At 66.4% G+C, this 21,599-nt stretch carries 20 protein-coding genes; 6 read left to right on the forward strand and 14 right to left on the reverse strand.

The window, feature by feature from the left end; genetic code table 11:
- Positions 1 to 176: 176 nt before the first annotated feature.
- The 6 genes from phoU to pstS (ACZK5G_RS07460) all read right to left on the reverse strand — a co-directional run bounded on the left by phoU (position 177) and on the right by pstS (ACZK5G_RS07460) (position 6,432).
- Positions 177 to 884, reverse strand: coding sequence for a phosphate signaling complex protein PhoU (gene phoU, locus ACZK5G_RS07435; protein WP_008265615.1), 708 nt, complete (start codon positions 882 to 884; stop codon positions 177 to 179).
- Positions 885 to 981: 97 nt separating this feature from the next.
- Positions 982 to 1,812, reverse strand: a complete 831-nt coding sequence (gene pstB / locus ACZK5G_RS07440; RefSeq protein WP_005408788.1) for a phosphate ABC transporter ATP-binding protein PstB — start codon at positions 1,810 to 1,812, stop codon at positions 982 to 984.
- 19 nt (positions 1,813 to 1,831) lie between these two features.
- Positions 1,832 to 2,695 carry a phosphate ABC transporter permease PstA gene (gene pstA / locus ACZK5G_RS07445; protein ID WP_032127902.1) on the reverse strand — a complete coding sequence of 288 codons (864 nt, stop codon included), beginning with the start codon at positions 2,693 to 2,695 and terminating at the stop codon, positions 1,832 to 1,834.
- The gene (gene pstC, locus ACZK5G_RS07450) at positions 2,695 to 3,663 is read right to left on the reverse strand and encodes a phosphate ABC transporter permease subunit PstC (RefSeq protein WP_005412771.1); all 969 of its coding nucleotides are present in this window, start codon (positions 3,661 to 3,663) and stop codon (positions 2,695 to 2,697) included. Before pstC ends, pstA begins: the two co-directional genes overlap by 1 nt.
- A gap of 82 nt (positions 3,664 to 3,745) precedes the next feature.
- Positions 3,746 to 4,834: a phosphate ABC transporter substrate-binding protein PstS gene (pstS, locus tag ACZK5G_RS07455; protein ID WP_049399479.1), complete on the reverse strand. Its 1,089-nt coding sequence runs from the start codon at positions 4,832 to 4,834 to the stop codon at positions 3,746 to 3,748.
- Positions 4,835 to 5,415: 581 nt separating this feature from the next.
- Complete coding sequence (pstS, locus tag ACZK5G_RS07460; protein ID WP_004151437.1) at positions 5,416 to 6,432, reverse strand: phosphate ABC transporter substrate-binding protein PstS; 1,017 nt, start codon at positions 6,430 to 6,432, stop codon at positions 5,416 to 5,418.
- A 552-nt stretch (positions 6,433 to 6,984) separates the two neighbouring features.
- On the opposite strand from pstS (ACZK5G_RS07460), the gene ACZK5G_RS07465 reads away from it, so the two are divergent.
- Positions 6,985 to 8,217: a porin gene (locus ACZK5G_RS07465; RefSeq protein WP_032127900.1), complete on the forward strand. Its 1,233-nt coding sequence runs from the start codon at positions 6,985 to 6,987 to the stop codon at positions 8,215 to 8,217.
- An 81-nt stretch (positions 8,218 to 8,298) separates the two neighbouring features.
- On the opposite strand, the gene nth is transcribed toward ACZK5G_RS07465, so the two are convergent.
- From nth to ACZK5G_RS07480, 3 genes are read right to left on the reverse strand one after another with little or no spacing between them, the layout of a single operon-like run.
- Entirely contained in the window at positions 8,299 to 8,991 is a 693-nt protein-coding gene (gene nth / locus ACZK5G_RS07470; protein WP_049463598.1) for an endonuclease III, read from the reverse strand.
- A complete protein-coding gene (locus ACZK5G_RS07475) occupies positions 8,991 to 9,344 on the reverse strand; it encodes a hypothetical protein (protein ID WP_049399879.1) in 354 nt (117 codons plus the stop codon). The genes nth and ACZK5G_RS07475 overlap by 1 nt, the downstream gene beginning before the upstream one ends.
- A 4-nt stretch (positions 9,345 to 9,348) precedes the next feature.
- Positions 9,349 to 10,131, reverse strand: coding sequence for an enoyl-CoA hydratase/isomerase family protein (locus tag ACZK5G_RS07480; protein WP_032127897.1), 783 nt, complete (start codon positions 10,129 to 10,131; stop codon positions 9,349 to 9,351).
- Between the two features lie 167 nt (positions 10,132 to 10,298).
- Between ACZK5G_RS07480 and ACZK5G_RS07485 the strand changes: the two genes are divergently transcribed.
- The 3 genes from ACZK5G_RS07485 (at position 10,299) to ACZK5G_RS07495 (ending at position 12,839) form a co-directional block, all read left to right on the forward strand.
- Entirely contained in the window at positions 10,299 to 11,000 is a 702-nt protein-coding gene (locus tag ACZK5G_RS07485; protein WP_032127896.1) for an FKBP-type peptidyl-prolyl cis-trans isomerase N-terminal domain-containing protein, read from the forward strand.
- 136 nt (positions 11,001 to 11,136) lie between these two features.
- Positions 11,137 to 11,940, forward strand: a complete 804-nt coding sequence (locus tag ACZK5G_RS07490; RefSeq protein ID WP_032127895.1) for a CoA pyrophosphatase — start codon at positions 11,137 to 11,139, stop codon at positions 11,938 to 11,940.
- Positions 11,937 to 12,839: a sulfurtransferase gene (locus ACZK5G_RS07495; RefSeq protein ID WP_478465880.1), complete on the forward strand. Its 903-nt coding sequence runs from the start codon at positions 11,937 to 11,939 to the stop codon at positions 12,837 to 12,839. The genes ACZK5G_RS07490 and ACZK5G_RS07495 overlap by 4 nt, the downstream gene beginning before the upstream one ends.
- A gap of 399 nt (positions 12,840 to 13,238) precedes the next feature.
- Here ACZK5G_RS07495 and ACZK5G_RS07500 read toward each other — a convergent pair whose 3' ends face one another.
- Positions 13,239 to 13,805, reverse strand: a complete 567-nt coding sequence (locus ACZK5G_RS07500; protein WP_478465881.1) for an N-acetylmuramoyl-L-alanine amidase — start codon at positions 13,803 to 13,805, stop codon at positions 13,239 to 13,241.
- A gap of 72 nt (positions 13,806 to 13,877) precedes the next feature.
- Between ACZK5G_RS07500 and ACZK5G_RS07505 the strand changes: the two genes are divergently transcribed.
- Complete coding sequence (locus tag ACZK5G_RS07505) at positions 13,878 to 14,405, forward strand: alpha/beta hydrolase (protein ID WP_014036558.1); 528 nt, start codon at positions 13,878 to 13,880, stop codon at positions 14,403 to 14,405.
- A 145-nt stretch (positions 14,406 to 14,550) separates the two neighbouring features.
- Entirely contained in the window at positions 14,551 to 16,689 is a 2,139-nt protein-coding gene (gene rlmKL / locus ACZK5G_RS07510) for a bifunctional 23S rRNA (guanine(2069)-N(7))-methyltransferase RlmK/23S rRNA (guanine(2445)-N(2))-methyltransferase RlmL (RefSeq protein WP_049423319.1), read from the forward strand.
- 219 nt (positions 16,690 to 16,908) lie between these two features.
- Here rlmKL and ACZK5G_RS07515 read toward each other — a convergent pair whose 3' ends face one another.
- From ACZK5G_RS07515 to ACZK5G_RS07530, 4 genes are all read right to left on the reverse strand, one after another.
- A complete protein-coding gene (locus ACZK5G_RS07515) occupies positions 16,909 to 17,238 on the reverse strand; it encodes a DUF3325 domain-containing protein (RefSeq protein WP_049399886.1) in 330 nt (109 codons plus the stop codon).
- Positions 17,235 to 18,875 (reverse strand): PepSY-associated TM helix domain-containing protein, encoded by a 1,641-nt coding sequence (locus ACZK5G_RS07520; RefSeq protein WP_478465883.1) that lies wholly within the window; start codon positions 18,873 to 18,875, stop codon positions 17,235 to 17,237. The genes ACZK5G_RS07515 and ACZK5G_RS07520 overlap by 4 nt, the downstream gene beginning before the upstream one ends.
- Positions 18,872 to 19,186: a DUF3649 domain-containing protein gene (locus ACZK5G_RS07525; protein WP_478465884.1), complete on the reverse strand. Its 315-nt coding sequence runs from the start codon at positions 19,184 to 19,186 to the stop codon at positions 18,872 to 18,874. Before ACZK5G_RS07525 ends, ACZK5G_RS07520 begins: the two co-directional genes overlap by 4 nt.
- Positions 19,187 to 19,293: 107 nt before the next feature.
- Positions 19,294 to 21,519: a TonB-dependent siderophore receptor gene (locus ACZK5G_RS07530; protein WP_478465886.1), complete on the reverse strand. Its 2,226-nt coding sequence runs from the start codon at positions 21,517 to 21,519 to the stop codon at positions 19,294 to 19,296.
- Positions 21,520 to 21,599 lie beyond the last annotated feature (80 nt).

The following is a 21,599-nucleotide window of genomic DNA, read 5'->3' on the forward strand; positions in this document are numbered from 1 at the left end:
CAACGAATCCTCGCCAAGACCTCAAATTTTCGTGAGGTTTGTTACAGAAGGGGAACACGGTTTCCGGTAGATCCACGCCATGCGTGGATGAATTGCCGGAATGCCCAGAAACAAGAAGGCCGCTGTCACCAGGACAGCGGCCACCTTGGAGTCAACTACGGTGTTGCAGTGCAGCGTCAGGGCTGGCCGGTGCTGGAGGTCTCGTCGCGTTTTTCACGCGGCGGCAGCGGCTGCTCACCGTGCACCAGGAACCACACGTTCTCGGCGATGTTGGTGGCGTGGTCGCCCACGCGCTCCAGGTTCTTGGCCATGAACAGCAGGTGGGTGCACGGGGTGATGTTGCGCGGGTCTTCCATCATGTAGGTCAGCAGCTCGCGGAACAGCGCGGTGTACTGCGCGTCCAGGCGGGCGTCGTCCTCGCGCAGCGCCAGCGCAGCGTCGGCATCGTTGTCGCGGTAGGCGGCAATGGCGCGGCGCACCTGCTGCGCGGCCAGGCGGCCGAGCGCCCGCAGGCCCTGGATCTGTGGCAGCGGCGGCACTTTGCCCAGCGCGATCGAACGCTTGGCAACGTTGGCCGCATAGTCGCCGATGCGCTCGATGTCGGCCGGGATGCGCAGGCCGGCCAGGATCTCGCGCAGGTCGCGCGCCATCGGCCCACGCAGCGCCAGGCGCATCACGTCATGGCTGATCTGCTGCTCCAGCGCATCGATCGCTTCGTCGTTGGCGATGATGCGATGGGCGGCGTTCTCGTCGCGCTTCTCGATCACGTCCATCGCCGCTTCGAGCTGAGCGACGGCCATCTCGCCCATGCGCACGATTTCGGCCACCAGCCGCTGCTGTTCTTCGTCGTAGCTCTTGACGATGTGGTCGTTGGGAAGATTCATGGTCTGCAATCCGGGTAGAGCCAGGCCATGCCTGGCTGGCGTGATTTGTAGAGTCGAGCCATGCTCGACTGACATTGTCTGTCTGTCGACTGACGTTTCAGCCGAAGCGACCGGTGATGTAATCCTCGGTCTGCCGCTGCGACGGCTGCGAGAAGATCACTTCGGTGCGGTCGTGCTCGATCAGGTCGCCCAGGTACATGAAGGCGGTGTAGTCGGACACGCGCGCGGCCTGCTGCATGTTGTGGGTGACGATGACGATGGTGTACTCGTGCTTGAGCTCTTCCACCAGCTGCTCGATGCGGCTGGTCGAGATCGGATCCAGCGCCGAGGTCGGCTCGTCCAGCAGCAGCACCGACGGGCGCAGGGCCACGGCACGGGCGATGCACAGGCGCTGCTGCTGGCCACCGGACAGGCCCAGTGCGCTCTGCCCCAGCTTGTCCTTCACTTCGTCCCACAGTGCGCCCTGGCGCAGTGCCTGCTCGACGCGGTCGGCCATGTCGGCCTTGCTCAGCTTCTCGTGGTGGCGGATGCCGTAGGCCACGTTCTCGAAGATGGTCATCGGGAACGGCACCGGCTTCTGGAACACCATGCCGACCTTGCTGCGCAGGCGGTTCATCGGGTACTTCGGCGACAGGATGTTCTCGCCGTCCAGCAGCACTTCACCACGCGCCTCCAGCTTCGGGTACAGCGCGTAGATGCGGTTGAAGATGCGCAGCAGGGTCGACTTGCCGCAGCCGGAGGGACCGATCAGCGCGGTCACGCGCTTTTCCGGGATCTCCAGGTTGATGCCCTTCAGGGCATGGAACTTGTCGTAGTAGAAGTCCAGTCCACGCGCAGCCAGCTTCACCGGCGACGGCGTGTGCAGGCTCTCGTGCGAGGACGGCACGGCGATGCGCTGCATCGGCACGGCGTTGGAAAGGTCGTTCATGGCGTTATCCACGGAAAGGTCAGTCATGGGAGATACGGTTGCGCAGCAGGATGCCGCGGGCGGCAAGGCTGACCAGCAACACGAAGACAGTCAGCACCAGGGCACCGGCCCAGGCCAGCACCTGCCAGGATTCATACGGGCTGCCGGCGAACTGGTTCATCACCACCGGCACCGAGGCCATCGGCTGGAAGATGTTGTTGTTCCAGTACTGGTTGCCGAAGGCAGTGAACAGCAGCGGTGCGGTCTCGCCGGAGATGCGGGCCAGCGCCAGCAGGATGCCGGTGATGATGCCGGCCGACGCACTGCGATACAGCACCTGCACGATCACCTTCCACTGCGGGATGCCCAGCGACAGGGCCGCTTCGCGCATCTGCGAGGGCACCAGGCGCAGCATTTCGTCGGTGGTGCGCACCACCACCGGCAGCACGATGAAGGCCAGCGACAGTGCACCGGCGAACGCCGAGAAGTTGCCGCCGGTCTGCATCACGTACAGCGTGTAGACGAACAGGCCAAGCACGATGGATGGGGCCGACAGCAGGATGTCGTTGACGAAGCGGACCACGGTGCCGGCCTTGCGGGCGTTGCCGTACTCGGCCAGCCAGGTGCCGGCCAGCACGCCCAGCGGGGTGCCGATGCCGATCGCCAGCGCACACATCACCGCACTGCCGAAGAAGGCGTTGGCGAGACCGCCTTCCTGCATCGGCGGCGGCGTCATCTTGGTGAACAGATCCCAGTTGATGCCGGCCAGGCCCTTGGAGGCCAGGGTGAACAGGATCCAGCCCAGGAAGAACAGGCCGAACAGGGCGGTGGCGCAGGAGGCGGTGATCGCAACGACGTTGCCGATGCGACGGCGCAGGTACAGCGAATCAGCGGTGGTGGACATCAGTTGCCCTCCTTGCGGGACAGGCGCATCAGCATCAGGCGGGCGATGGCCAGCACCACGAAGGTGACGATGAAGAGGACGAAGCCGAGCAGCAGCAGGGCCGAGCGGTAGGTTTCAGTGGCTTCGCCGAAATCGTTGGCGATCAGCGCGGCGATGGTGGTGCCCGGTTCCAGCAGCGACGGCGACAGGCGCACGCTGTTGCCGATCACGAAGGCCACTGCCATCGTCTCGCCGAGGGCGCGGCCGAGGCCGAGGAAGATGCCGCCGATCACTGCCGAGCGGGTGTAGGGCAGGACGATGTCCCAGCTCACTTCCCACTTGGTGGAGCCCAGCGCGTAGGCCGATTCCTTCAGGCGGGTCGGCACGGTCAGGAACACTTCGCGCATCACCGAGGAGATGAACGGAATGACCATGATGGCCAGCACGAAACCGGCGGTGAGCATGCCGATGCCCAGCGGCGGACCCTGGAACATCGGGCCGATGATCGGCCATTCGCCCAGCGTCTCGTTGAGGAACGGGGTGACGTACTCGGTCATCACCGGCACCAGCACGAACAGGCCCCACATGCCGTAGATGATCGAGGGAATGCCGGCCAGCAGTTCGATGGCGGTACCGACCGGGCCACGCAGCCAGCGCGGCGCGACTTCGGTGAGGAAGAAGGCGATGCCGAAGCTGACCGGCACGGCGATGACCATCGCGATGACCGCGGTGACCAGGGTGCCGTAGATCGGAGCGAGGGCGCCGAACTTGTTTTCGACCGGATTCCAGTCGGCGGAGAAGAAGAAGCTCAGGCCCTGCATCTGCAGGGCATGGCGGCCGCCCCACAGCATCGACAGCGCGGCGCAGGCCAGCGCGATCAGGACGAAGATGACGGTGCCGACCAGCACCCATCGGAACAGTTTGTCGTTGCGGGCATCACGCGCATCACGCGTGGACGGGGCGGCTACAGGCTGGGCGATGGCATTCATGGGGACGGCAGGGCCAGGAAGGGGCGGGGCGGCACGGCGTGGAAGAAGCGGTGCCCGCTCGGGGCGGGCACCGTCGTGTCCATCACTTCAGGTCGGTCGCCCAGTAGGCCTCGATCTGCTTGACCAGTTCGGCCGGCAGCGGCACGTAGTGCAGCTCGTTGGCCTGGGCCTGGCCGTTCTCGAAGGCCCACTTGAAGAAGGCCAGGGTGTCCTGGTTGCGCTTGGCGTCCTTCGGCTGCTTCTGCATCAGCATGAAGTTGGTGGCGGTGATCGGCCACGCCTGCTCGCCCGGGGCGTTGGTGATGACCAGGTTGAAGTCCTTGGCGCTGGCCCAGTCGGCGCTGGCAGCCGCAGCGGCGAAGGTTTCCGCGCTCGGCTCGACCCAGTTGCCGGCGGCGTTCTGCATGGCGGTGTACGGCATGCCGTTCTGCAGCGCGTAGGCCAGTTCGACGTAGCCGATCGAGCCCTTGATCTGCTTCACGTAGGAAGCGACGCCTTCATTGCCCTTGCCACCGACGCCGTCCGGCCACTGCACCGAGGTGCCTTCGCCGACCTTGCTCTTCCACTCCGGGCTGACCTTGGACAGGTAGTTGGAGAAGTTGAAGGTGGTGCCCGAACCGTCCGAACGGTGGACCAGGGTGATCTTGCCGTCCGGCAGCTTCACGCCCGGGTTGGCGGCGACGATGGCCGGGTCGTTCCAGGTCTTGACCTTGCCGAGGAAGATGTCGGCCAGCAGGGCGCCGCTGAGGCGCAGCTTGCCGGTTTCCAGGCCTTCGATGTTGACCACCGGCACCACGCCGCCGATGGCGGACGGGAACTGGGCCAGGCCGGCCTGGGCCAGCTCTTCGCTGCTCAGCGGCTTGTCGGAGGAACCGAAGTCGACGGTGCCGGCCTTGATCTGGGCGATACCGCCACCGGAGCCGATCGACTGGTAGTTGATCTTGGCACCGGTGCTGGCGTTGTAGTCAGCCGACCACTTGGAGACCAGCGGGAAGATGAAGGACGCGCCCGCGCCGGACACTTCGGCGGTCACCTTGGCACCGGCAGCGGCCGGGGCGGCGGCACCGTCGGCAGCCGGCTGCTGCGCGGCCTGCTTGTCGCCACCGCAGGCCGACAGGCCCAGGGCGATGGCCAGGGAAAGGGCGGCAAGGCCGGCCGAGTGCAGTTTCATGGTCACTCCATAGCGGGGAAGAGCCGACGTCGTCGGCGGATGCGGCTATGAAATGATGTTTTTGTTACAGCCGTATTACGACCATGACAGAGGTGTCCTGGATCACGTTCTGACAAGGGTTTCACGGGGTTGGCGCCGACCCGGCAGGAGCCGGGAGACCCCCGATCTGCGCACCGGTATGACGGCAGGCGCAAGGTAGAGCCGAGCCCATGCTCAGCTGCGCGCGAGGCCAGGCCAGAAGCAGCCGAGCATGGGCTCGGCTCTACAAACACTCCTGCCTTTGCTCCTGCCTTTCATGACCCCACCGCGCCCCCGTTGAATCCGTCCAGAGGCGGTGGGCCAGGGCGTGCAGGACCGTCCACGGCATGGATGCCGTGGCCGAGCCCCCAGGGACGGGTTTACGGCGTGTCCTGCACGCCCTGGCCCACCGACTTCCCCACGGATCAGCGAAGGCGCAGCGCTCTTCACGACCAACCCCCAAAAACAAGAAGAGCGCGAGATCTCGAGGATCTCGCGCCCGGGTGGGATCGGCGGGGGAGAGAGGACCCGCCGATCCCGTTCCTGCGGGGGAACGCGCTTGCTTACTTCAGGTTCTGCGACCAGTAGGTCTCGATCTGGCGGACCAGGCTGTCCGGCAGCGGCACGTAATCCAGCTGGCGGGCCTGGGCGTCGCCGCTCTTGTAGACCCAGCGGAAGAACTCCTGGGTGGCCTTGCCGTTGGCAGCATTCTTCGGCTTCTTGTGCACCAGGATGAAGTTGGTGGCGGTGATCGGCCAGGACTCGGCGCCCGGGGCGTTGGTCATCACCAGGTAGAAGTCCTTGGCGCTGGCCCAGTCAGCGCTGGCGGCAGCGGCGGCGAACGAGGCGTCGCTCGGCTGCACGAAGCGGCCGGCGGCATTCTTCATCGCGGTGTACGACAGCTTGTTCTGCAGCGCGTAGGACAGTTCGACGTAGCCGATGCCGCCCTTGATCTGCTTCACGTAGGCAGCAACGCCCTCGTTGCCCTTGCCGCCGATGCCGGCCGGCCACTGGACCGAGGTGCCTTCACCGACCGAGCTCTTCCACTCCGGGCTGACCTTGGACAGGTAGTTGACGAAGTTGAAGGTGGTGCCCGAGCCATCCGAGCGGTGCACGACGGTGATCTTGGCGCTCGGCAGGGTCACGCCCGGGTTCAGCGCGGCGATGGCCGGGTCGTTCCAGGTCTTGATCTTGCCCAGGAAGATGTTGGCCAGCACGGTGCCGTCCAGCTTCAGCGCGCCCGGGGCGATGCCGGCAACGTTGACCACCGGCACCACGCCGCCGATCACCGACGGGAACTGCGCCAGGCCCGCAGCAGCCAGTTCTTCCGGCTTCAGCGGAGCATCGGAGGAGCCGAAATCAACGGTCTTGGCCTTGATCTGGGCGATACCACCGCCGGAACCGATCGACTGGTAGTTGACCTTGTTGCTGGTGGCGGCGTTGTAGTCGGCCGACCACTTCGACATCACCGGGTAGATGAACGAGGCGCCCGCGCCGGTGATTTCAGCGGCGTTGGCGGCGAACACGGACGACGCTGCGAAGACGGCAACGGCAACGCGCGACTTGAAGGCGTGGATCACGGGGTGGCTCCTGGGTTGATTGGGATGCGGGGTTACCCGCCCGGCGCACATTCCATAACGGTTCGATGACAGCGCAGGGACCGTTGTATGACGCAACCGTTACAGCGCTGCCCGGCGCCCGCACAGCCAGGGGCGTGAAGGTTCTGAGTGCTGCGGGCAACGTGATGACCATGCGCCGGAGACGGACGTGGCCCGGTTGCGATCACGTTCTATATGTCGCTGATGGACTGCCCGCTGTGGTCGTCAATGCCATCCCGGCCTGGCATTCCGCAGTGATGCCGCGTCATCCACACGAAACCATCAATGCAGGTGAGCGCTGCGCGGCGGTCGGCCCGGGCCGGGACGCTGATACGTGACGCCATATGCCGCAAGGGATCGACAAGCATGTGGCGGCAAATGAGTCGTACGCATGACCGCACGAAGAAATCTGTGGTTGGTGCTCAGGTTGTCATTCGGCTGTCATGGTTTTAACGGAATGTTCGCAAAACGCTTGACCGGCCTGCCGGCGTGGCGTTCTGCCCAAGCCATTCCAACCCTCTGGAGAAATCCAAAATGCGTTCCCATTTGCTCGCCGCCGCGGTCGTTGCAAGCCTCGGTCTGGTTTCCGCCGACGCCTTCGCAGCTCCCGCCAGCACGGGCGTATCCCAGGCACAGCTGCAGCAGCTGCAGGCGCAGATCGCTGCCCTGCAGGCCCAGGTCCAGCAGTTGCAGAACGATTCGCAGGCGCTGCAGGCACAGTCCGATGCGCAGTCCGAAGTGAACATCACCCAGGCCCAGGCCCTGGAAGGTGCACAGAAGACCCAGACCAGCGTCGACAAGCTGGCCAAGCTGGTCAATGACAACAAGATCGGCGGTCGCATGTTCTTCGACCTGACCAACATCGACAAGACCAGCAACGGCAAGGACACCGCCGCCAGCGGCACCGGTCTGGACGTCAAGCGCTTCTACCTGACCGTCGACCACAAGTTCAACGACATCTGGTCGGCCAACCTGACCACCGACTTCCAGTACAGCTCGGCCATCGGCAACACCGAACTGTTCGTCAAGAAGGCCTACGTGCAGGGTAGCTTCGACCCGGCCTTCAACCTGCGCGTCGGTGCCGCCGACATGCCGTGGATTCCGTACGTCGAGAAGTTCTACGGCATGCGTTATGTCGAGAACACCCTGACCGACCGCCTGAAGTACGGCAACTCGTCCGACTGGGGCCTGCATGGCTTCGGCAACCTGGGCAACAACTTCAACTACGCGGTCTCGGTTGTGTCCGGCGCCGGCTACAAGAACCCGACCCGCAGCAAGGGCATGGACGTGGAAGGCCGCGCGGCCTATACCCCGAACGAGAACTTCGTGGTTGCCGTCGGTGGCTACAGTGGCAAGCTGGGCAAGGAAACCGACATCCAGAGCGCCGAGAACACCTACACCCGCGCCAATGCGATGGTGGCCTACGCCAGCAGCGACTTCCGCGTCGGTGGCGAGTACTTCCAGGCCAAGAACCTCAACAACGTGATGACCGTTGCCACCGACAAGACCAGCGGCTGGTCGGTGTGGGGCAGCGTGCGCGTCACCGACGGCGGCATCAACGTGTTCGGTCGTTACGATGACACCGACGTCAGCAAGACGCTGGACCCGACCCTGAGCGACAAGTACTGGAACGTCGGCGTCGAGTTCCCGGTCATGAAGAACCTCAAGCTGTCGACCGTGTACAAGTACACGCACCTGGCCAACGCCAGCGACAAGAAGAACGACAAGACCAAGGAGTTCGGCGTCTGGGGCGACCTGTCGTTCTGATTTCCTGAAGCACTCTTGTCTACAAGCAAAGACGGCGGGCCCTGTGCCCGCCGTCCTTGTTTTGTCACACCACGAACGCGTTCACGCCTCGGCCGTGGTCTTTTCCTTGAACCGGCACAGGTCGGCGATCACGCAGCCCGGGCAATCCGGCTTGCGCGCCTTGCACACATAACGTCCGTGCAGGATCAGCCAGTGATGCGCGTCGAGCAGGAACTCGGCCGGAATCACCTTCACCAGTTTGTCTTCCACTTCGCGCACGTTCTTGCCCGGGGCCAGGCCGGTGCGGTTGGAGACGCGGAAGATATGCGTGTCCACCGCCATCACCGGCTCACCGAACGCAGTGTTGAGCACCACGTTGGCGGTCTTGCGGCCCACGCCCGGCAGCGCTTCCAGTTCATCGCGATCGCGCGGCACTTCACCGCCGTGCTTCTCCAGCAGGATCGCGCAGGTGGCGATCACGTTCTTCGCCTTGGCGTTGAACAGACCGATGGTGGCGATGTACTGCTTCAGCCCGTCCTCGCCAAGCGCGAGGATCTTTGCCGGGGTATTGGCCACCGGGAACAGGCGGCGCGTGGCCTTGTTGACGCCCACGTCGGTGGCCTGCGCCGACAGCGCGACCGCCACCAGCAGTTCGAACGGTGAGCTGTACTCCAGTTCGGTCTTCGGGTGCGGATTGAGTTCGCGCAGGCGGGTGAACATCTCCACCACGTCGGCGCGCGGCATGCTGCCACCGCGTCGCGCCGGCGCGCGCGGGGTCTTCTTCGCAGCGGCCATTACTGCTCCTTGCCGGTGGCGCGGGCCTTGGCCCGGGCGAGAATCGCGGCGGCGGCCGGGGGCAGGGCGGGCTTCACGTCCGGCGCCGGGGCTGGCGTTCGTCGCGCATCGCGTTCGGCCTCGCGGCGCGCCAGGCGCACGGCACGGGCACGGTAGCGTTCGCGTGCGGCCCAGGCCGCGTGCAGCTGCTGCTGGGCCTGCTGCAGGCGTCGTGGAAGGTCCGGGTGGCCGGGCAGCAGCTGTTCGTCGCCGGCACGGGCGACGTAGTCCATGAGACCGGCCTGCAGGGCGCCATCGAGATCGTCTGCCTGGACCCGGGCGAACAGCTGCGCGGGGTTGGGTCGGGATGCCATGGCGTCAGCGGTTCTGGAAGGCCGGCGGGCGGCGCTGCAGGAAGGCGCTGGTGCCTTCGCGCATGTCTTCGGTGGCGAACAGCAGGCCGAACTGCGCGCTTTCGTACTCCAGCCCAGCCTCCAGGCTGCATTCGCCACCCACGTGTACCGCGTCGAGCAGGCCACGCAGGGCCAGCGGGGCCGAGCGTGCCAGCTGGCGCGCGATGTCCTGTACACGGTTGTCCAGCGCATCGGCGGGCACCACCTCGTTGACGATGCCCAGTTCCAGCGCACGCGCGGCGTTGATCGGTGCACCCAGCAGGCACAGCTCCAGGGTGGCGGCGCGGCCGCACAGGCGCAGCAGGCGCTGGCTGCCGCCGAAGCCGGGAATCAGGCCGAGGTTGATCTCCGGCTGCCCGACCTTGGCCGTATCGGCAGCGATGCGCAGGTGGCAGGCCATGGCCAGCTCCAGCCCGCCGCCCAGGGCGAAGCCGTTCACGCGTGCGATCACCGGCTTGGGCATGCGCTCGATCTGGCGCATCAGGGCCTGGCCGAGCAGGGAGAAATCACGTCCCTGAACCGCACTGAGTGTGTTCATCTCGGCGATGTCGGCCCCGGCCACGAAAGCCTTCGGACCGGCACCGGTCAGCACCACCACGCGCACGTCCGGGTCGGCTGCGGCGGCGCTGAAAGCCTCGGTCAGCGCCTGCAGGGTCGCGGCATTCAAGGCGTTGAGCTTGTCCGGGCGCTGGACGGTCACGGTGCGGATGGCGCCGTCGTCGGCGACAGCGATCAGGGCATCGGCCACGGGGAAACTCCTGAAACGTTAAAAAAAAGTGAGATTGAACTCCGCCAACGCAGACGGGTCTTAGCCTGCATCGTGAGTAGCGGTTACACGTTGTGCCCGTTATCCTAACCCGTCGCCTCAGGGCGGCGCAGAACGTCCCTGAGTTACCACCCCTGGAGAACTGTTTGATGAAGTTGCGTTCTATCGCGGTCGCCGTCGCGGCCCTGGCCCTGACGGGCAATGCCTTCGCCCAGGACGTCTCGTCCGAAAAGGGCAAGCTGAGCTACTACTTCGGTTACGACTACGGCAACAACCTGGCGGAGCTGACCGGTCGTGGTGAGCAGCTGGACATCAACTCGGTGGTGAAGGGTCTGCAGGACGCCTACGCCAAGAAGCAGCCGGCGATCACCGCCGACCAGCTGAAGCCGGCCGTTGAAGCGTTCCAGAAGCGCGAGCAGGGCCGTGCCCAGGCTGCCAAGGCCGAGTACGAAAAGGCTGCTGCCGAAAACAAGACCAAGAGCGATCAGTTCATCGCGGCGAACAAGGCCAAGGCCGGCGTGCAGTCCCTGCCGAGCGGCGTCCAGTACCGCGTGATTGAAGCCGGCAAGGGCGCCAAGCCGACCCAGGCCAGCACCGTGCAGCTGGAAGTGGCCGGTCCGTTCCCGTACGGCCAGCGCCCGACCGAAGCCCGCCCGGCCCAGCAGATTCCGTCGATCAAGGTCAGCGAAGTCGAAATGAAGGCCATGCGCGAGACCCTGCTGCAGATGCCGGCTGGCTCGAAGTGGGAAGTCACCCTGCCGCCGGACCAGGCCTACGGTGCCGACCCGCGCACCCCGTTCCCGCCGAACGTGGCTGTGCAGTTCGAGATCAAGCTGGTCAGCGTCAAGTAAATCGAAGCGGTAAACGAAACGCGCCGGTGATCCCACCGGCGCGTTTTTGTTTGCGCGGAGCGCGACGCTTCCGTGCACTGCATATTGACCCCGCGCAAATCCAGCGTAATCGCGCTACTGTTGCCGGGTGCAAACAATGGAAAAAACGGCGCGTGTTGTCGCAAGTCCCTGCATCGGAGTGTGCACGCTGGATCCGCACCGGCAATGCACCGGCTGCGGGCGGCATATCGATGAGATCGCGCGGTGGTCGTCGATGAGCAACGAGGAACGCAGCCGCATCCTGCATCGCGTGCAACCTCTGCGTGAACAGCTGCAGCAATCACTGCGCGGCTCGCTGGCTGATCACGAGCGCCTGATGCGCGCGCTGCATCCACTGGCCGAGCCGCCGGCCGGCGACGGCTGGAACCGCAGTGAACTGATCGATCTGCTGCCGCCCGGGCCCCCGGTGGAAGCCGCCGTACTGGCCGGCATCGTGCCGCGCGCCAACGGCGCACAGGTCATTCTCACCCGTCGCACCGAAACCCTGCGCACCCATGGTGGCCAGGTAGGTTTCCCCGGTGGCCGCACCGAACCCGATGACCGCGATGCACTGGCGGCCGCGCTGCGCGAGAGCCAGGAAGAAATCGCACTGGCGCCGGGCCAGGTGCAGGCGCTGGGTTATCTCGATCCCTTTGTGACAATCACCGGCTACCGCGTCACGCCGGTGGTGGCCGTGGTCGATCCGGATTTCGTGCCGGTGCCACAGCCCAGTGAAGTGGCCGAAGTGTTCGAAGTGCCGCTCGATTACCTGATGGCAGCCGACAACCTGCACCAGGTCGAAATCAATCATCGCGGCCGCGTCCGCCACGTCCTCGAATATGGCTGGCCCGGCCAGCGCATCTGGGGCGCCACCGCCGCCATCCTCTACAACCTGCGTCGCCGCCTGGAGCAAGTGCAATGAAGCCGATTGATCCGCCGTGGACCACGCTTGTCGATGTCGCCACCCTGGCCGCAGTGTTGGGCGAAGGTGTGCGCGTGGTCGATGCACGTGCTACTGCCAGTACCGCCGTACGCGTGGTCGATGCACGTTCCTCGCTGGCCGATCCGCAGGCGGGCAACGGCCAGTATCTGGCGGGGCATGTTCCGGGCGCGGTGTATGCCGACCTCAATCGGGACCTGTCGGATCTGACCCGCAGCGGCCACGGCCGTCACCCACTGCCGGACAGCGATGCCTTCGCCGCGAAACTGGGCCAGTGGGGCATCGGTCCCGACACCCAGGTGGTGGTCTACGACGGCAGCGATGGCAGCATGGCCGCCTCGCGCCTGTGGTGGCTGCTGCGCCTGTTCGGGCACAGCAAGGTGGCCGTGCTTGATGGTGGCATCGCCGCATGGCAGGGCGCAGGGCATCCCTTGGCGACGGGGCAGGATGAGGTGACCGCGCTGCCGGTTTACCCGGGCCGTTTCGACACCACCCAGATCGCCAATGCCGAGGAAATCAGCGCACGCCTGAAGCACGCGCCGGGCTGGTTGGTCGACGCACGCGCAGGCGAGCGCTTCCGCGGCGAAGTGGAGCCGCTGGACCCGGTCGCCGGCCACGTGCCCGGCGCGGTCAACCGTCCGTTTGCGTTGAACGTCGCCGACGGCCGCCTGCGTGATGCACAGGAACTGCGCGCCGAACTGCAGGGCGTGATCGGCAACCGTGATCCGCAGCAGGTGGTGCTGATGTGCGGCTCCGGCGTGACCGCCTGCCACCTGTTGCTGGCGATGGAAGCGGCCGGTCTGTCCGGCGCACGCATCTACGCCGATTCCTGGAGCGGCTGGGTCAGCGACAGCAGCCGCCCGGTGGCGACCGGCGCCTGAGGCGCGCGGGGTCGGATCCGTTTTCCAACGGAAAACGGATCCGACCCCATCGAGCGTAAATCGGGGTCAGAGCCCGTTGCGTAGCAACGGGATCCGATCCCGTGTCGACCAAGGTCGACACCCACCAACAGCAGCAGGAATCTGTCGAAGGCGGGGTGGGTCCGGTTGCGGGGGCGTGAGCCGCATGGGCCCGAGGCATGCCTCGGGTGGGTTGGGCAGGACGCCCAACCCCGGTCTTGCCGTGTGCGCAGGACAGCGCACACGAGCAAGCCGCGGCCAAGCCCCCATGGACGGGTTTACGGCGTCCCTCGCAACCGGACCCGCCCCGCCATCCTGCGGAATGCCAGCTCTTGACGTTGATGTTGCTTCTGCGGGTGCAGGGCGCAGCCCTGCAAACCCTCACCCCAACCCCTGCAACGGCACCTTCGCCAGCACCCGCGCCCACGGGAACAACGGCCCCGGATCACGCTTGCGCGCCACCATCAGCGCCGGGTCATCGCTGGCCGGCACCTGCTCCAGGTCCAGCTGGTCATGCCCGGCAATCCGCCGCAGCGACGGATAGCGCACCACCAGCGCCTGCAGCAGCCGTTCCAGCGCCTGCAGCTGCGCCTCGGTGTAGGGCTCGTCCATCGCCTGCTGGCGGCTGTCGAACCAGTGCGGGTAGCGCCCGGTGTTGACCAGCTCGATGCCCAGCGTATGCGCGTTCATGCCGCGCACGTGATGCGCCACGCGCTCCGGCGCCACGTACTGCACCACGCTGCCGTCGCGGTCGATGTAGAAGTGGCCGCTGTTGCCGGCGCCGCTGTCATACAGCACGCGCTCGCCGTACTCACGGGCCATTGCCAGGTCGGGCAGCTCGGTGCAGTGGATCACCACCATCTCCAGCGTGGCCGGGTCGCGCAGTGGCAGACGGTCTTCGTAGGGCAGGGGCTGCAGTTGCAGGCCGGGCAGGAGCGGGTTGGGCATCCGGCGATGCTAGCATTGCGGCATGAACCTGCCTTCCCTTTCCTCGTTGGCCCGCGCCCACGGAGCACGCGCATGAGCCGCGGCCACTGCATCCTGTCCCATGGCTTCGAGAGCGGCCCGGAGGCGACCAAGGTCACCGCGCTGGCCGACGTGGCGCAGCGCCTGGGCTGGACCCATGAGCGCCCGGACTATACAGACCTGGACGCGATGAGCGAGGTCAGCCGCGTAGGTGACGTGCCGACCCGCCTGCGCCGCCTGGTTGAACGCACCGCCATCGCCGCCCGGCAGGGTCCGGTGGTGCTGGCCGGTTCCAGCCTGGGCGCCTACATCTCTGCCATCGCCTCGCTGCAGGTGCCGGTGGCCGGCCTGTTCCTGATGGTGCCGCCGACCACCATGGGCCCGATGCCGGCGCTGGACGCCGCCGCCGTGCCGACCACCGTGGTCCAGGCCTGGCATGACGACGTGGTCCCGGCCGCCGGAGTGATCGCCTGGGCCCAGGCGCGCTCCGCGCAGCTGCTGCTGGTCGACGATGGCCACCGCCTGGAGCACCACGTGGAGGCCTCCGCGCAGGCCTTCGAGCGCCTGCTGCGGCAACTGTGAAGCCCGGGCGCACGGCGCGCCCGCCCGCATTGACTACAATGGCAGCCCCGCCGCCCCCGGCGCGGGCCTGCCGGCCGTGCCTACGGCCCTCCTTTCCGACTGGCCCGGCCCCTGTGCCGCGCCCGACCACCTGCGAACCGATCCTGTGAAATTCTTCGTCTCCTGCGCCAAGGGCCTGGAATACCTGCTTGCCGATGAACTGTCGGCCCTGGGCCTTGGCAAGGCCACTGCCACCATTGCCGGCGTCAACGCCGAAGGCGAACTGGAGCAGGCGCTGCGGATCGTGATGTGGTCGCGCCTGGCCAGCCGCGTGCTGTGGCCGATCGACGAGTTCGACTGCCCGGACGAGCAGGCCCTGTATGACGGCGTGCGTGCGCTGCCGTGGCACGAGCACATCAAGCCGGAGATGACCCTGGCGGTGGACGCGCACGTGTCGGGCGACAAGATCACCCATGCCCGCTTTGCCGCGCAGCGGATCAAGGACGCCATCGTCGACCGCATGCGTGATGAAGGCCTGGAGCGCCCGTCGGTCAACACCGACCTGCCGGATGTGCGCGTCAATCTGTCACTGCGCAAAGGCCGTGCCTCGCTGTCGATCGACCTCGGCGGCGGCCCGTTGCATCGCCGTGGCTGGCGCGGCGCCGCTCACGAGGCACCGCTGAAGGAAAATCTGGCCGCCGCGCTGCTGCTGCGCGCGCAGTGGCCGCGACTGCACGCCGCCGGTGGCGGCCTGCTGGACCCGATGTGCGGCAGCGGCACGCTGCTGATCGAAGGTGCGCTGATGGCCGCCGACGTCGCGCCCGGCCTGATGCGCCACGGCAGCTTGCCGCCGAGCCGCTGGCTGGGCTTCGACAAGGCCGCCTGGAAGAGCATCCAGAGCGAGGCGCGTGACCGCGAAGCGGCTGGCCTGGCCGCGCTGAAGCCGGTCATCCACGGCAGCGACATCGACCCGACCGCGATCCAGGCGGCACGCGAGAATGCCGAGGTGGCCGGTGTCGCCCACGCGATCCGCTTCACCCGCGCCGATGTGGCCGACCTGGCCGCACCGGAGCAGGAGATCGGTGCGGTGGTCTGCAACCCGCCGTATGACGAACGCCTGGCCGCCGACCCGGCGCTGTACCGCGCACTGGGCAATGCCCTGCAGAAGGCGGTGCCGCAGTGGCGCGCCAGCCTGCTGTGCGGCAACGACGAACTGGCTTTTGCCACCGGCCTGCGTGCGGGCAAGAAATACCAGATGTTCAACGGTGCGCTGGAATGCGCGCTGATCGTCTGCGACCCGATCGCCGTGCCGGGCCGTGACCCGGCGCAGCCGCGCGAGCTGAGCGAAGGTGCGCAGATGGTGGCCAACCGCCTGCGCAAGAACCTGAAGAAGTTCAAGAGCTGGCGTGCCCGCGAGGACATCACCTGCTTCCGCGCCTACGATGCCGATCTGCCGGAGTACGCGGCGGCCATCGATGTCTACGAGGAAGACGGTGGCAAGCGCCGTACCTTCCTGCATGTGCAGGAATACGCCGCACCGGCGGCGATTCCGGAGAACGACGTGCGCCGCCGCCGCAACGAGCTGCTGGCGGCCGCGCGCGAAGTATTCGGCGTGCCGCCGGAACAGGTGTCGATGAAGTCGCGCGAGCGCGGCAAGGGCGGCAGCAAGTACGGCCGCTTCGAGCAGCGTGACGAATTCATCGTGGTGCGCGAGAACAACGCGCTGCTGCAGGTGAATCTGTTCGACTACCTGGACACCGGCCTGTTCCTCGACCACCGCCCGCTGCGCCGGATGATGGCCGAGCAGGCGCGTGGCAAGCGTTTCCTCAACCTGTTCTGCTACACCGGCGTGGCCAGCGTGCAGGCCGCCGTGGCCGGTGCGGCCAGCACCACCAGCGTCGATCTTTCGGCGACTTACCTGCAGTGGTGCTACGACAACCTGGCGTTGAACGGGCAGGGCGGCAACCAGCACCTGCTGGTGCAGGCCGATGCGATGGCCTGGCTGGAAGGCGACCGTGGCCAGTACGACGTGATTTTCTGCGATCCGCCGACCTTCTCCAACTCCGCACGCGCCGATGACTTCGACGTGCAGCGCGAGCAGTTGAAGCTGCTGCGCGCGGCGGTGGCGCGGCTGGCGCCGGGTGGCGTGCTGTACTTCTCCAACAACTTCCGCCGCTTCAAGCTGGAAGAGAACGCCATCGCCGAATTCGCCCAGTGCCGCGAAATCACCGCGCGCACCATCGGCCCGGATTTCGAGCGCAACGCGCGCATCCACCGCGCGTGGGAACTGAAGCGGTTGGGGTAAGTCCGGTAATGCCGGCCGCTGGCCGGCAACGGTGTCAGATCCGCAGAGGGTTCATGGGATGCCGGCCAGCGGCCGGCACTCCCCATATCTGGCCGGTACATCCACGCCATGCGTGGATGGCTGTTCAGTAGATCCACGCCATGCGTGGATGGCTGTTCAGTAGATCCACGCCATGCGTGGATGGCTGTTCAGTAGATCCACGCCATGCGTGGATGGCGGTTACAGCAACGCCACCAGCAGCCCGGCCACAGGCAGCGCGATCGCCAGCGGCGCGATCCATTTCGGCCGGTACGGGTACAACCCGAACGACAGCACCACGCCGCCCACGGTCATCACGCCCAGCCACAGCACCGGGCCCATCGCCCAGCCGTGGTCGACCACGCACAATGCGAACGCTACCGTCAGCAGCACCCAACCCAGCACCCGCCACTGCGTGCGCCGTGCCGGGGTGGCTGCAGCCTTGCCGTGCAGGTCGTGCTGGTGCTTCTCCATCGCCAGCGACAGCGCGGTGAACGCAGAGAACGACAGGGTCAACGCCAGCAGCATCATGCGCTGGCCTCCGCTTCGGCGGTTTCTGCAGCGTCCACCGGGGCCTTGGGCGCCGCCGCCGCCGCCGCTGCACGCTTCTTCTTCTCGGCCGCGCTCAGCGGTGGTGTCCAGCGCTGCATGCGCCAGCCGCACAGCGCCAGCATCGCGCCGAACGCGATCATCGACAGATCAAAGCCAGCCAGCACCCAGTCCCCGTTGCGCAGGGTGTTGCCCAGGTGCGCATGCGTGGTCAGCGCATTGACCACCGGCACCAGCGCGAACGCGGCTGCGCCCAGGTACAGCTGCCAGGCCCACATCATCCGCTTCGGCCAGATGAAGGCGGCCAGCAGTGCCGCGCCCCAGGCGTAGAAGAACACGTTGGCCTCGGCGCTGGAGCGTTCGGCGATGTCCAGCGGCAGCAGGCGGTTGCCCCAGAAGTACGCTGCAAAGGCGATCGGCAGGCCGGCCACGGTACCGATGTTCAACGCATCGACCAGGCGCAGGCCGAAGCCTGTGCGGCCACTCTTGGCGTGCTTGGGCCGTTCCTTCACCGCCCACAGCACCACGCCGCTGGCCACCATCAGGCAGCCGACCAGTCCGGACAGGAAGAACAGTGCACGCAGGCCCCAGTCGGCGAAGCGCGCCAGATGCAGGCCGTACAGCACGCCGCGGGTGGCGGTGGCGCCACCGGAAGGCGGTGTTTCTTCCAGCAGCGTGCCGTTGACCATGTCGTAGCGCACGGCCGGGGTGTCGGTGGACAGGCGCTTGCCGTCGCGCTGGCGGATGTCGATCACTGCATTGGCCGCGCCCGGGTTGGACACGGTGAAGCCGGCCACTTCCACGCCGTGCCAATGCGCTCGCGCGCTGTCCAGCAGCTGCGCGATCGGCAGCGGCGTGGCGCGGCCTTCGGCCGGCGCGGTCACCTCCGGCATGCCGCCGAAAGCTTCGCTGAAGAACTTGTCCTCGTCCTGAGGGTAGGCCACCTTCACGCCCCACGGCAGGTACATGATCATCAGGGTGACGATGCCGGTGTAGGTGATCATCGCGTGATAGGGCAGGGCCATCACCGCGCTGACGTTGTGGAAATCGAGCCAGGAACGCAGGCCCTTGTCCTTGCGGAAGGTGAAGAAGTCCTTGAAGATTTTCTTGTGGGTGATGACGCCGGTGATGATTGCCACCAGCATGAACATCGCACAGAAGCCGACCAGATAGCGCGCCCACAGCACCGGGATGTAGTGCAGGTCGAAATGCAGGCGGTAGAAGAAATCACCGCCGCGGGTCTCGCGGGCCTTCAGTGCCTGCCCGGTGTTCGGGTCCAGTGTTGCGTCGCCAAAGCCCCCTCGACGGCCACGGCTGGGATCGGCCAGCTCCGGCGGCAGCCGCCAGAACATCTGCATGGCGGGATTGCGCGGCTGCGGCAACGTTACGAACCAGTTCTCGGCCTGCGCGGCATTGGCCTGCAGGTAATCCACGGCACGCTGCGCGGCCACATCGATGCTGACGTTGCTGGAGGGCAGCTCAGGACGCATCCAGCGGCTGATTTCCTCGCGGTAGTAACTGGCCGTGCCGGCCATGAAGATCAGCAGCAGCAACCAGCCGACCAGCAGGCCGGTCCAGGTGTGCAGCCAGGCCATCGACTGGCGGAATCCGTTCTTCATGCCCAAGCCCCCAGCATGCGCGCGATGGCTGCCATCAGCAGGGTGGGGGCGAGGATGCCGACCCACGCACGCAGCGCACTGCGGGTGGCGAACGCCCACAGCGCCGCGCAGGCGGCCACCAGAATGGCCAGCAGCATGCCGGTCAGCACGGTCTGGCCACGTGCGCCGGGCAGCGCCACCGCGCAGAATACGCTGGTCACGGAAGCCAGCGTGTAGCCGCCGAAGATCGCCGCCAGCGAGCGTGACAGCACGCCCCAGCGCGGGTTGGAGAAGAAGGTGCGGGGGCTGGCGGTTGCGGGCGAGCGGTCCACGGCGTTCCTGCAGGTTTCAGTGAAAAGGAACCGGCGCACCGCAGCGCGCCGGGGTTGGCCATCCGTGGCCGGGCACCGGTCGCAGAACCGGTGCCATCCATCGAGGGTCAGAGCTTCCAGCGCAGTGTCATCGTCACATTGCGCGGTTCGCCCCAGAACACGCCGTCATAGAAACCGACGCGGTTGTAATACTTCTTGTCCAGCAGGTTGTTCACGTTTACCTGCGCGGTGAAGTTCTCGTTGAAGCGATAGCCCGCCGACAGGTTGAGCAGGTAGATGTCGCCCTGTTCGATTGCCACGCGGTCGCGCTTGCCGCTGGTCAGGAAATCCGCACGCGGCTTGTTGCTCAGGCTCCAGATTCCGCTCTGCCAGGTGGCGCCACCACCCAGCCAGAAGCGGCCTTCAGCACCGCCCGGTCGCCAGCTGGCGTTGAGGCGGAACAGATCGACCGGGACGACGGTGTTCTGGCGCACGCCCTGCGCATTGCGGCTGACGGTGTGGGTGAAGCCGGCCGCCAGGTTCCAGTTCTCACCAAGGCTGCCTTGTGCTTCGATCTCCCAGCCCTTGACCTTGTTGCCCTTGCCGGTGGAGCGGTAGGCACTGACCCCACCCGGCAGCGAGTTTTCCGGCACCGAGTCATCGAGCTCGGCAACGTTGTCCTTCTGGCCCTTGAACACGGCCGCGGACGCATTCAGCAGACCGTCGAAGAACTCGGCCTTGACGCCGGCCTCCCACATGTCACCGACCACCGGTTCGAGGTAGTTGTTGTTCCGGTCACGGTAGTTCTGCGGCTGGAAGATATCGGTGTAGCTGACGTAGCCGCTGAAGTAGCGGTTGAAGTCGTAGATGAAGCCGGCATACGGAGTGAGCGAGTCGTCCGGCTTGTAGCCGCCGCGACGCGTATCGGTCAGGCGACCGGCGGCGTCATGGGTGTAGTTCCAGGTGCGCGTTTCCCAGCTGCCGTAGCGCGCGCCGAGCACCGCGGTCAACGGATCGGCCAGCTGCAGGCGCGTCGCCAGATAGGCCGCGCGCTGGCGCAGTTCGTCCTCAGAAGCCAGATAGCCCAGGCGGGTGACCTGCAGCGGCGCGATGTCGCCGTTCCAGCGGTGCCAATCCGGTACACGGGTGTAGCTGTCCGGGTAGGCAGCGGTGTCGGTGGCAGGCACGTCACCCTTGCGCACCGATTGGCCGAAACCGAGCACCAGCTCGTGTTCCCGGCCGAACAGCCGGAACGGACCGCCAACGTTGAAGTCGAACACCTGCATATCGCCGTTCTCGCCGAAGCTGCCGACGAAGGCGCTGATGCCGCTGCCATCGGCATTCGGGTAGCCGGAGGCCCCGTACCACACCGCACCGTCGGTTTCGCGTTTGGAGCGGGTATAGGCGGCCTTGGCGGTCCAGCCGTTGCCCAACTGCTGCTCAAGGCGTGCGAATGCGCTCTTTTCGATGATCGGCCAACTGCTCCAGCGGGCGGACAGGTTGGTCGAGCGCGGCAGGTTGGCGGGCTGGCCGTCGGCCCCCCAGTACGGCACCACGCCCCAGGTCACGCCCGTGGTGCGCGGCGACTGGTACTCGTAACCGGCCTCGAGCAGGGTCGTGTCGGTGATGTCGGCCTGGACGATGCCGTAGAACACGTCCTTGTCCAGTTTGTAGACATCGCGGAACGAGTCACTCTGTTGTTTGGCCGCCACCACGCGCGCGCGGATGCGGCCGTCGAGCGCAACCGGGCCACCGAGGTCGGCCTCCAGGCGCTGGTTGCCCCAACGCCCGAGGGTCAGGTTGGCGCTCATCTGGAAGCTGTCGGTAGGACGCTTGCGCACGAAGTTGATGGTGCCCGAGGGATCGCCGGCACCGGTGGTCAGGCCGGTTGCGCCGCGCACCACTTCGATGCGGTCATAGATCACGCTGTCGGTGTTGGTCTTGATGTACCCACCGAAGGTGTTGAGCATCCCATCGACCTGGAAATTGGTGATGTTGTAGCCGCGCGAGACGTAGTTGATGCGCTCACTGTCGGTAACCGATACCGCCACGCCGGTGACCTGGCCCATCACATCGGACAGCGAGAACAGGCCCATGTCATCCAGGCGCTGGCGGGTGACCACGGTCATCGACTGCGGCGTCTGGCGCAGCGACAGGCCGAGCTTGGTGGCCGTGCTGGCACGCTTGACCGTATAGCTGTCGACGATATCGCCGTCAGCGGTGACCTGGACCGTATCCAGCGTGCGCGCGGAAGGATCGGCAGTGCCGTCGGCGTGGGCCAGCGGGGCGATCATCAGTGCGGTCACGGCCAGGGCCAGCAGAGTGGGACGAGGGTGGTTCAGCGGCATTGCCATCAGTGCGATTCCATGCAGGACGAAACAAGCGATGGAATGCGCAGACGCAGCAGCCGTGCGCTTCGCGCACGTCGCCCAGC

The sequence above is a fragment of the Stenotrophomonas sp. 62841_Sma genome (assembly GCF_056482945.1).

What these genes read in the sequence shown, in the direction of transcription:
- ACZK5G_RS07475 (WP_049399879.1), bottom strand. Translation starts at nt 9,344, where the DNA reads ATGGCATCCCGACCCAACCCCGCGCAGCTGTTCGCCCGGGTCCAGGCA.
- ACZK5G_RS07530 (WP_478465886.1), bottom strand. Translation starts at nt 21,519, where the DNA reads ATGGCAATGCCGCTGAACCACCCTCGTCCCACTCTGCTGGCCCTGGCC.
- ACZK5G_RS07520 (WP_478465883.1), bottom strand. Translation starts at nt 18,875, where the DNA reads ATGAAGAACGGATTCCGCCAGTCGATGGCCTGGCTGCACACCTGGACC.
- nth (WP_049463598.1), bottom strand. Translation starts at nt 8,991, where the DNA reads ATGGCCGCTGCGAAGAAGACCCCGCGCGCGCCGGCGCGACGCGGTGGC.
- ACZK5G_RS07515 (WP_049399886.1), bottom strand. Translation starts at nt 17,238, where the DNA reads ATGATGCTGCTGGCGTTGACCCTGTCGTTCTCTGCGTTCACCGCGCTG.
- ACZK5G_RS07500 (WP_478465881.1), bottom strand. Translation starts at nt 13,805, where the DNA reads ATGCCCAACCCGCTCCTGCCCGGCCTGCAACTGCAGCCCCTGCCCTAC.
- ACZK5G_RS07490 (WP_032127895.1), top strand. Translation starts at nt 11,137, where the DNA reads ATGGAAAAAACGGCGCGTGTTGTCGCAAGTCCCTGCATCGGAGTGTGC.
- ACZK5G_RS07485 (WP_032127896.1), top strand. Translation starts at nt 10,299, where the DNA reads ATGAAGTTGCGTTCTATCGCGGTCGCCGTCGCGGCCCTGGCCCTGACG.
- ACZK5G_RS07505 (WP_014036558.1), top strand. Translation starts at nt 13,878, where the DNA reads ATGAGCCGCGGCCACTGCATCCTGTCCCATGGCTTCGAGAGCGGCCCG.
- pstS (WP_049399479.1), bottom strand. Translation starts at nt 4,834, where the DNA reads ATGAAACTGCACTCGGCCGGCCTTGCCGCCCTTTCCCTGGCCATCGCC.
- ACZK5G_RS07465 (WP_032127900.1), top strand. Translation starts at nt 6,985, where the DNA reads ATGCGTTCCCATTTGCTCGCCGCCGCGGTCGTTGCAAGCCTCGGTCTG.
- pstC (WP_005412771.1), bottom strand. Translation starts at nt 3,663, where the DNA reads ATGAATGCCATCGCCCAGCCTGTAGCCGCCCCGTCCACGCGTGATGCG.
- pstB (WP_005408788.1), bottom strand. Translation starts at nt 1,812, where the DNA reads ATGAACGACCTTTCCAACGCCGTGCCGATGCAGCGCATCGCCGTGCCG.
- ACZK5G_RS07495 (WP_478465880.1), top strand. Translation starts at nt 11,937, where the DNA reads ATGAAGCCGATTGATCCGCCGTGGACCACGCTTGTCGATGTCGCCACC.
- phoU (WP_008265615.1), bottom strand. Translation starts at nt 884, where the DNA reads ATGAATCTTCCCAACGACCACATCGTCAAGAGCTACGACGAAGAACAG.
- pstA (WP_032127902.1), bottom strand. Translation starts at nt 2,695, where the DNA reads ATGTCCACCACCGCTGATTCGCTGTACCTGCGCCGTCGCATCGGCAAC.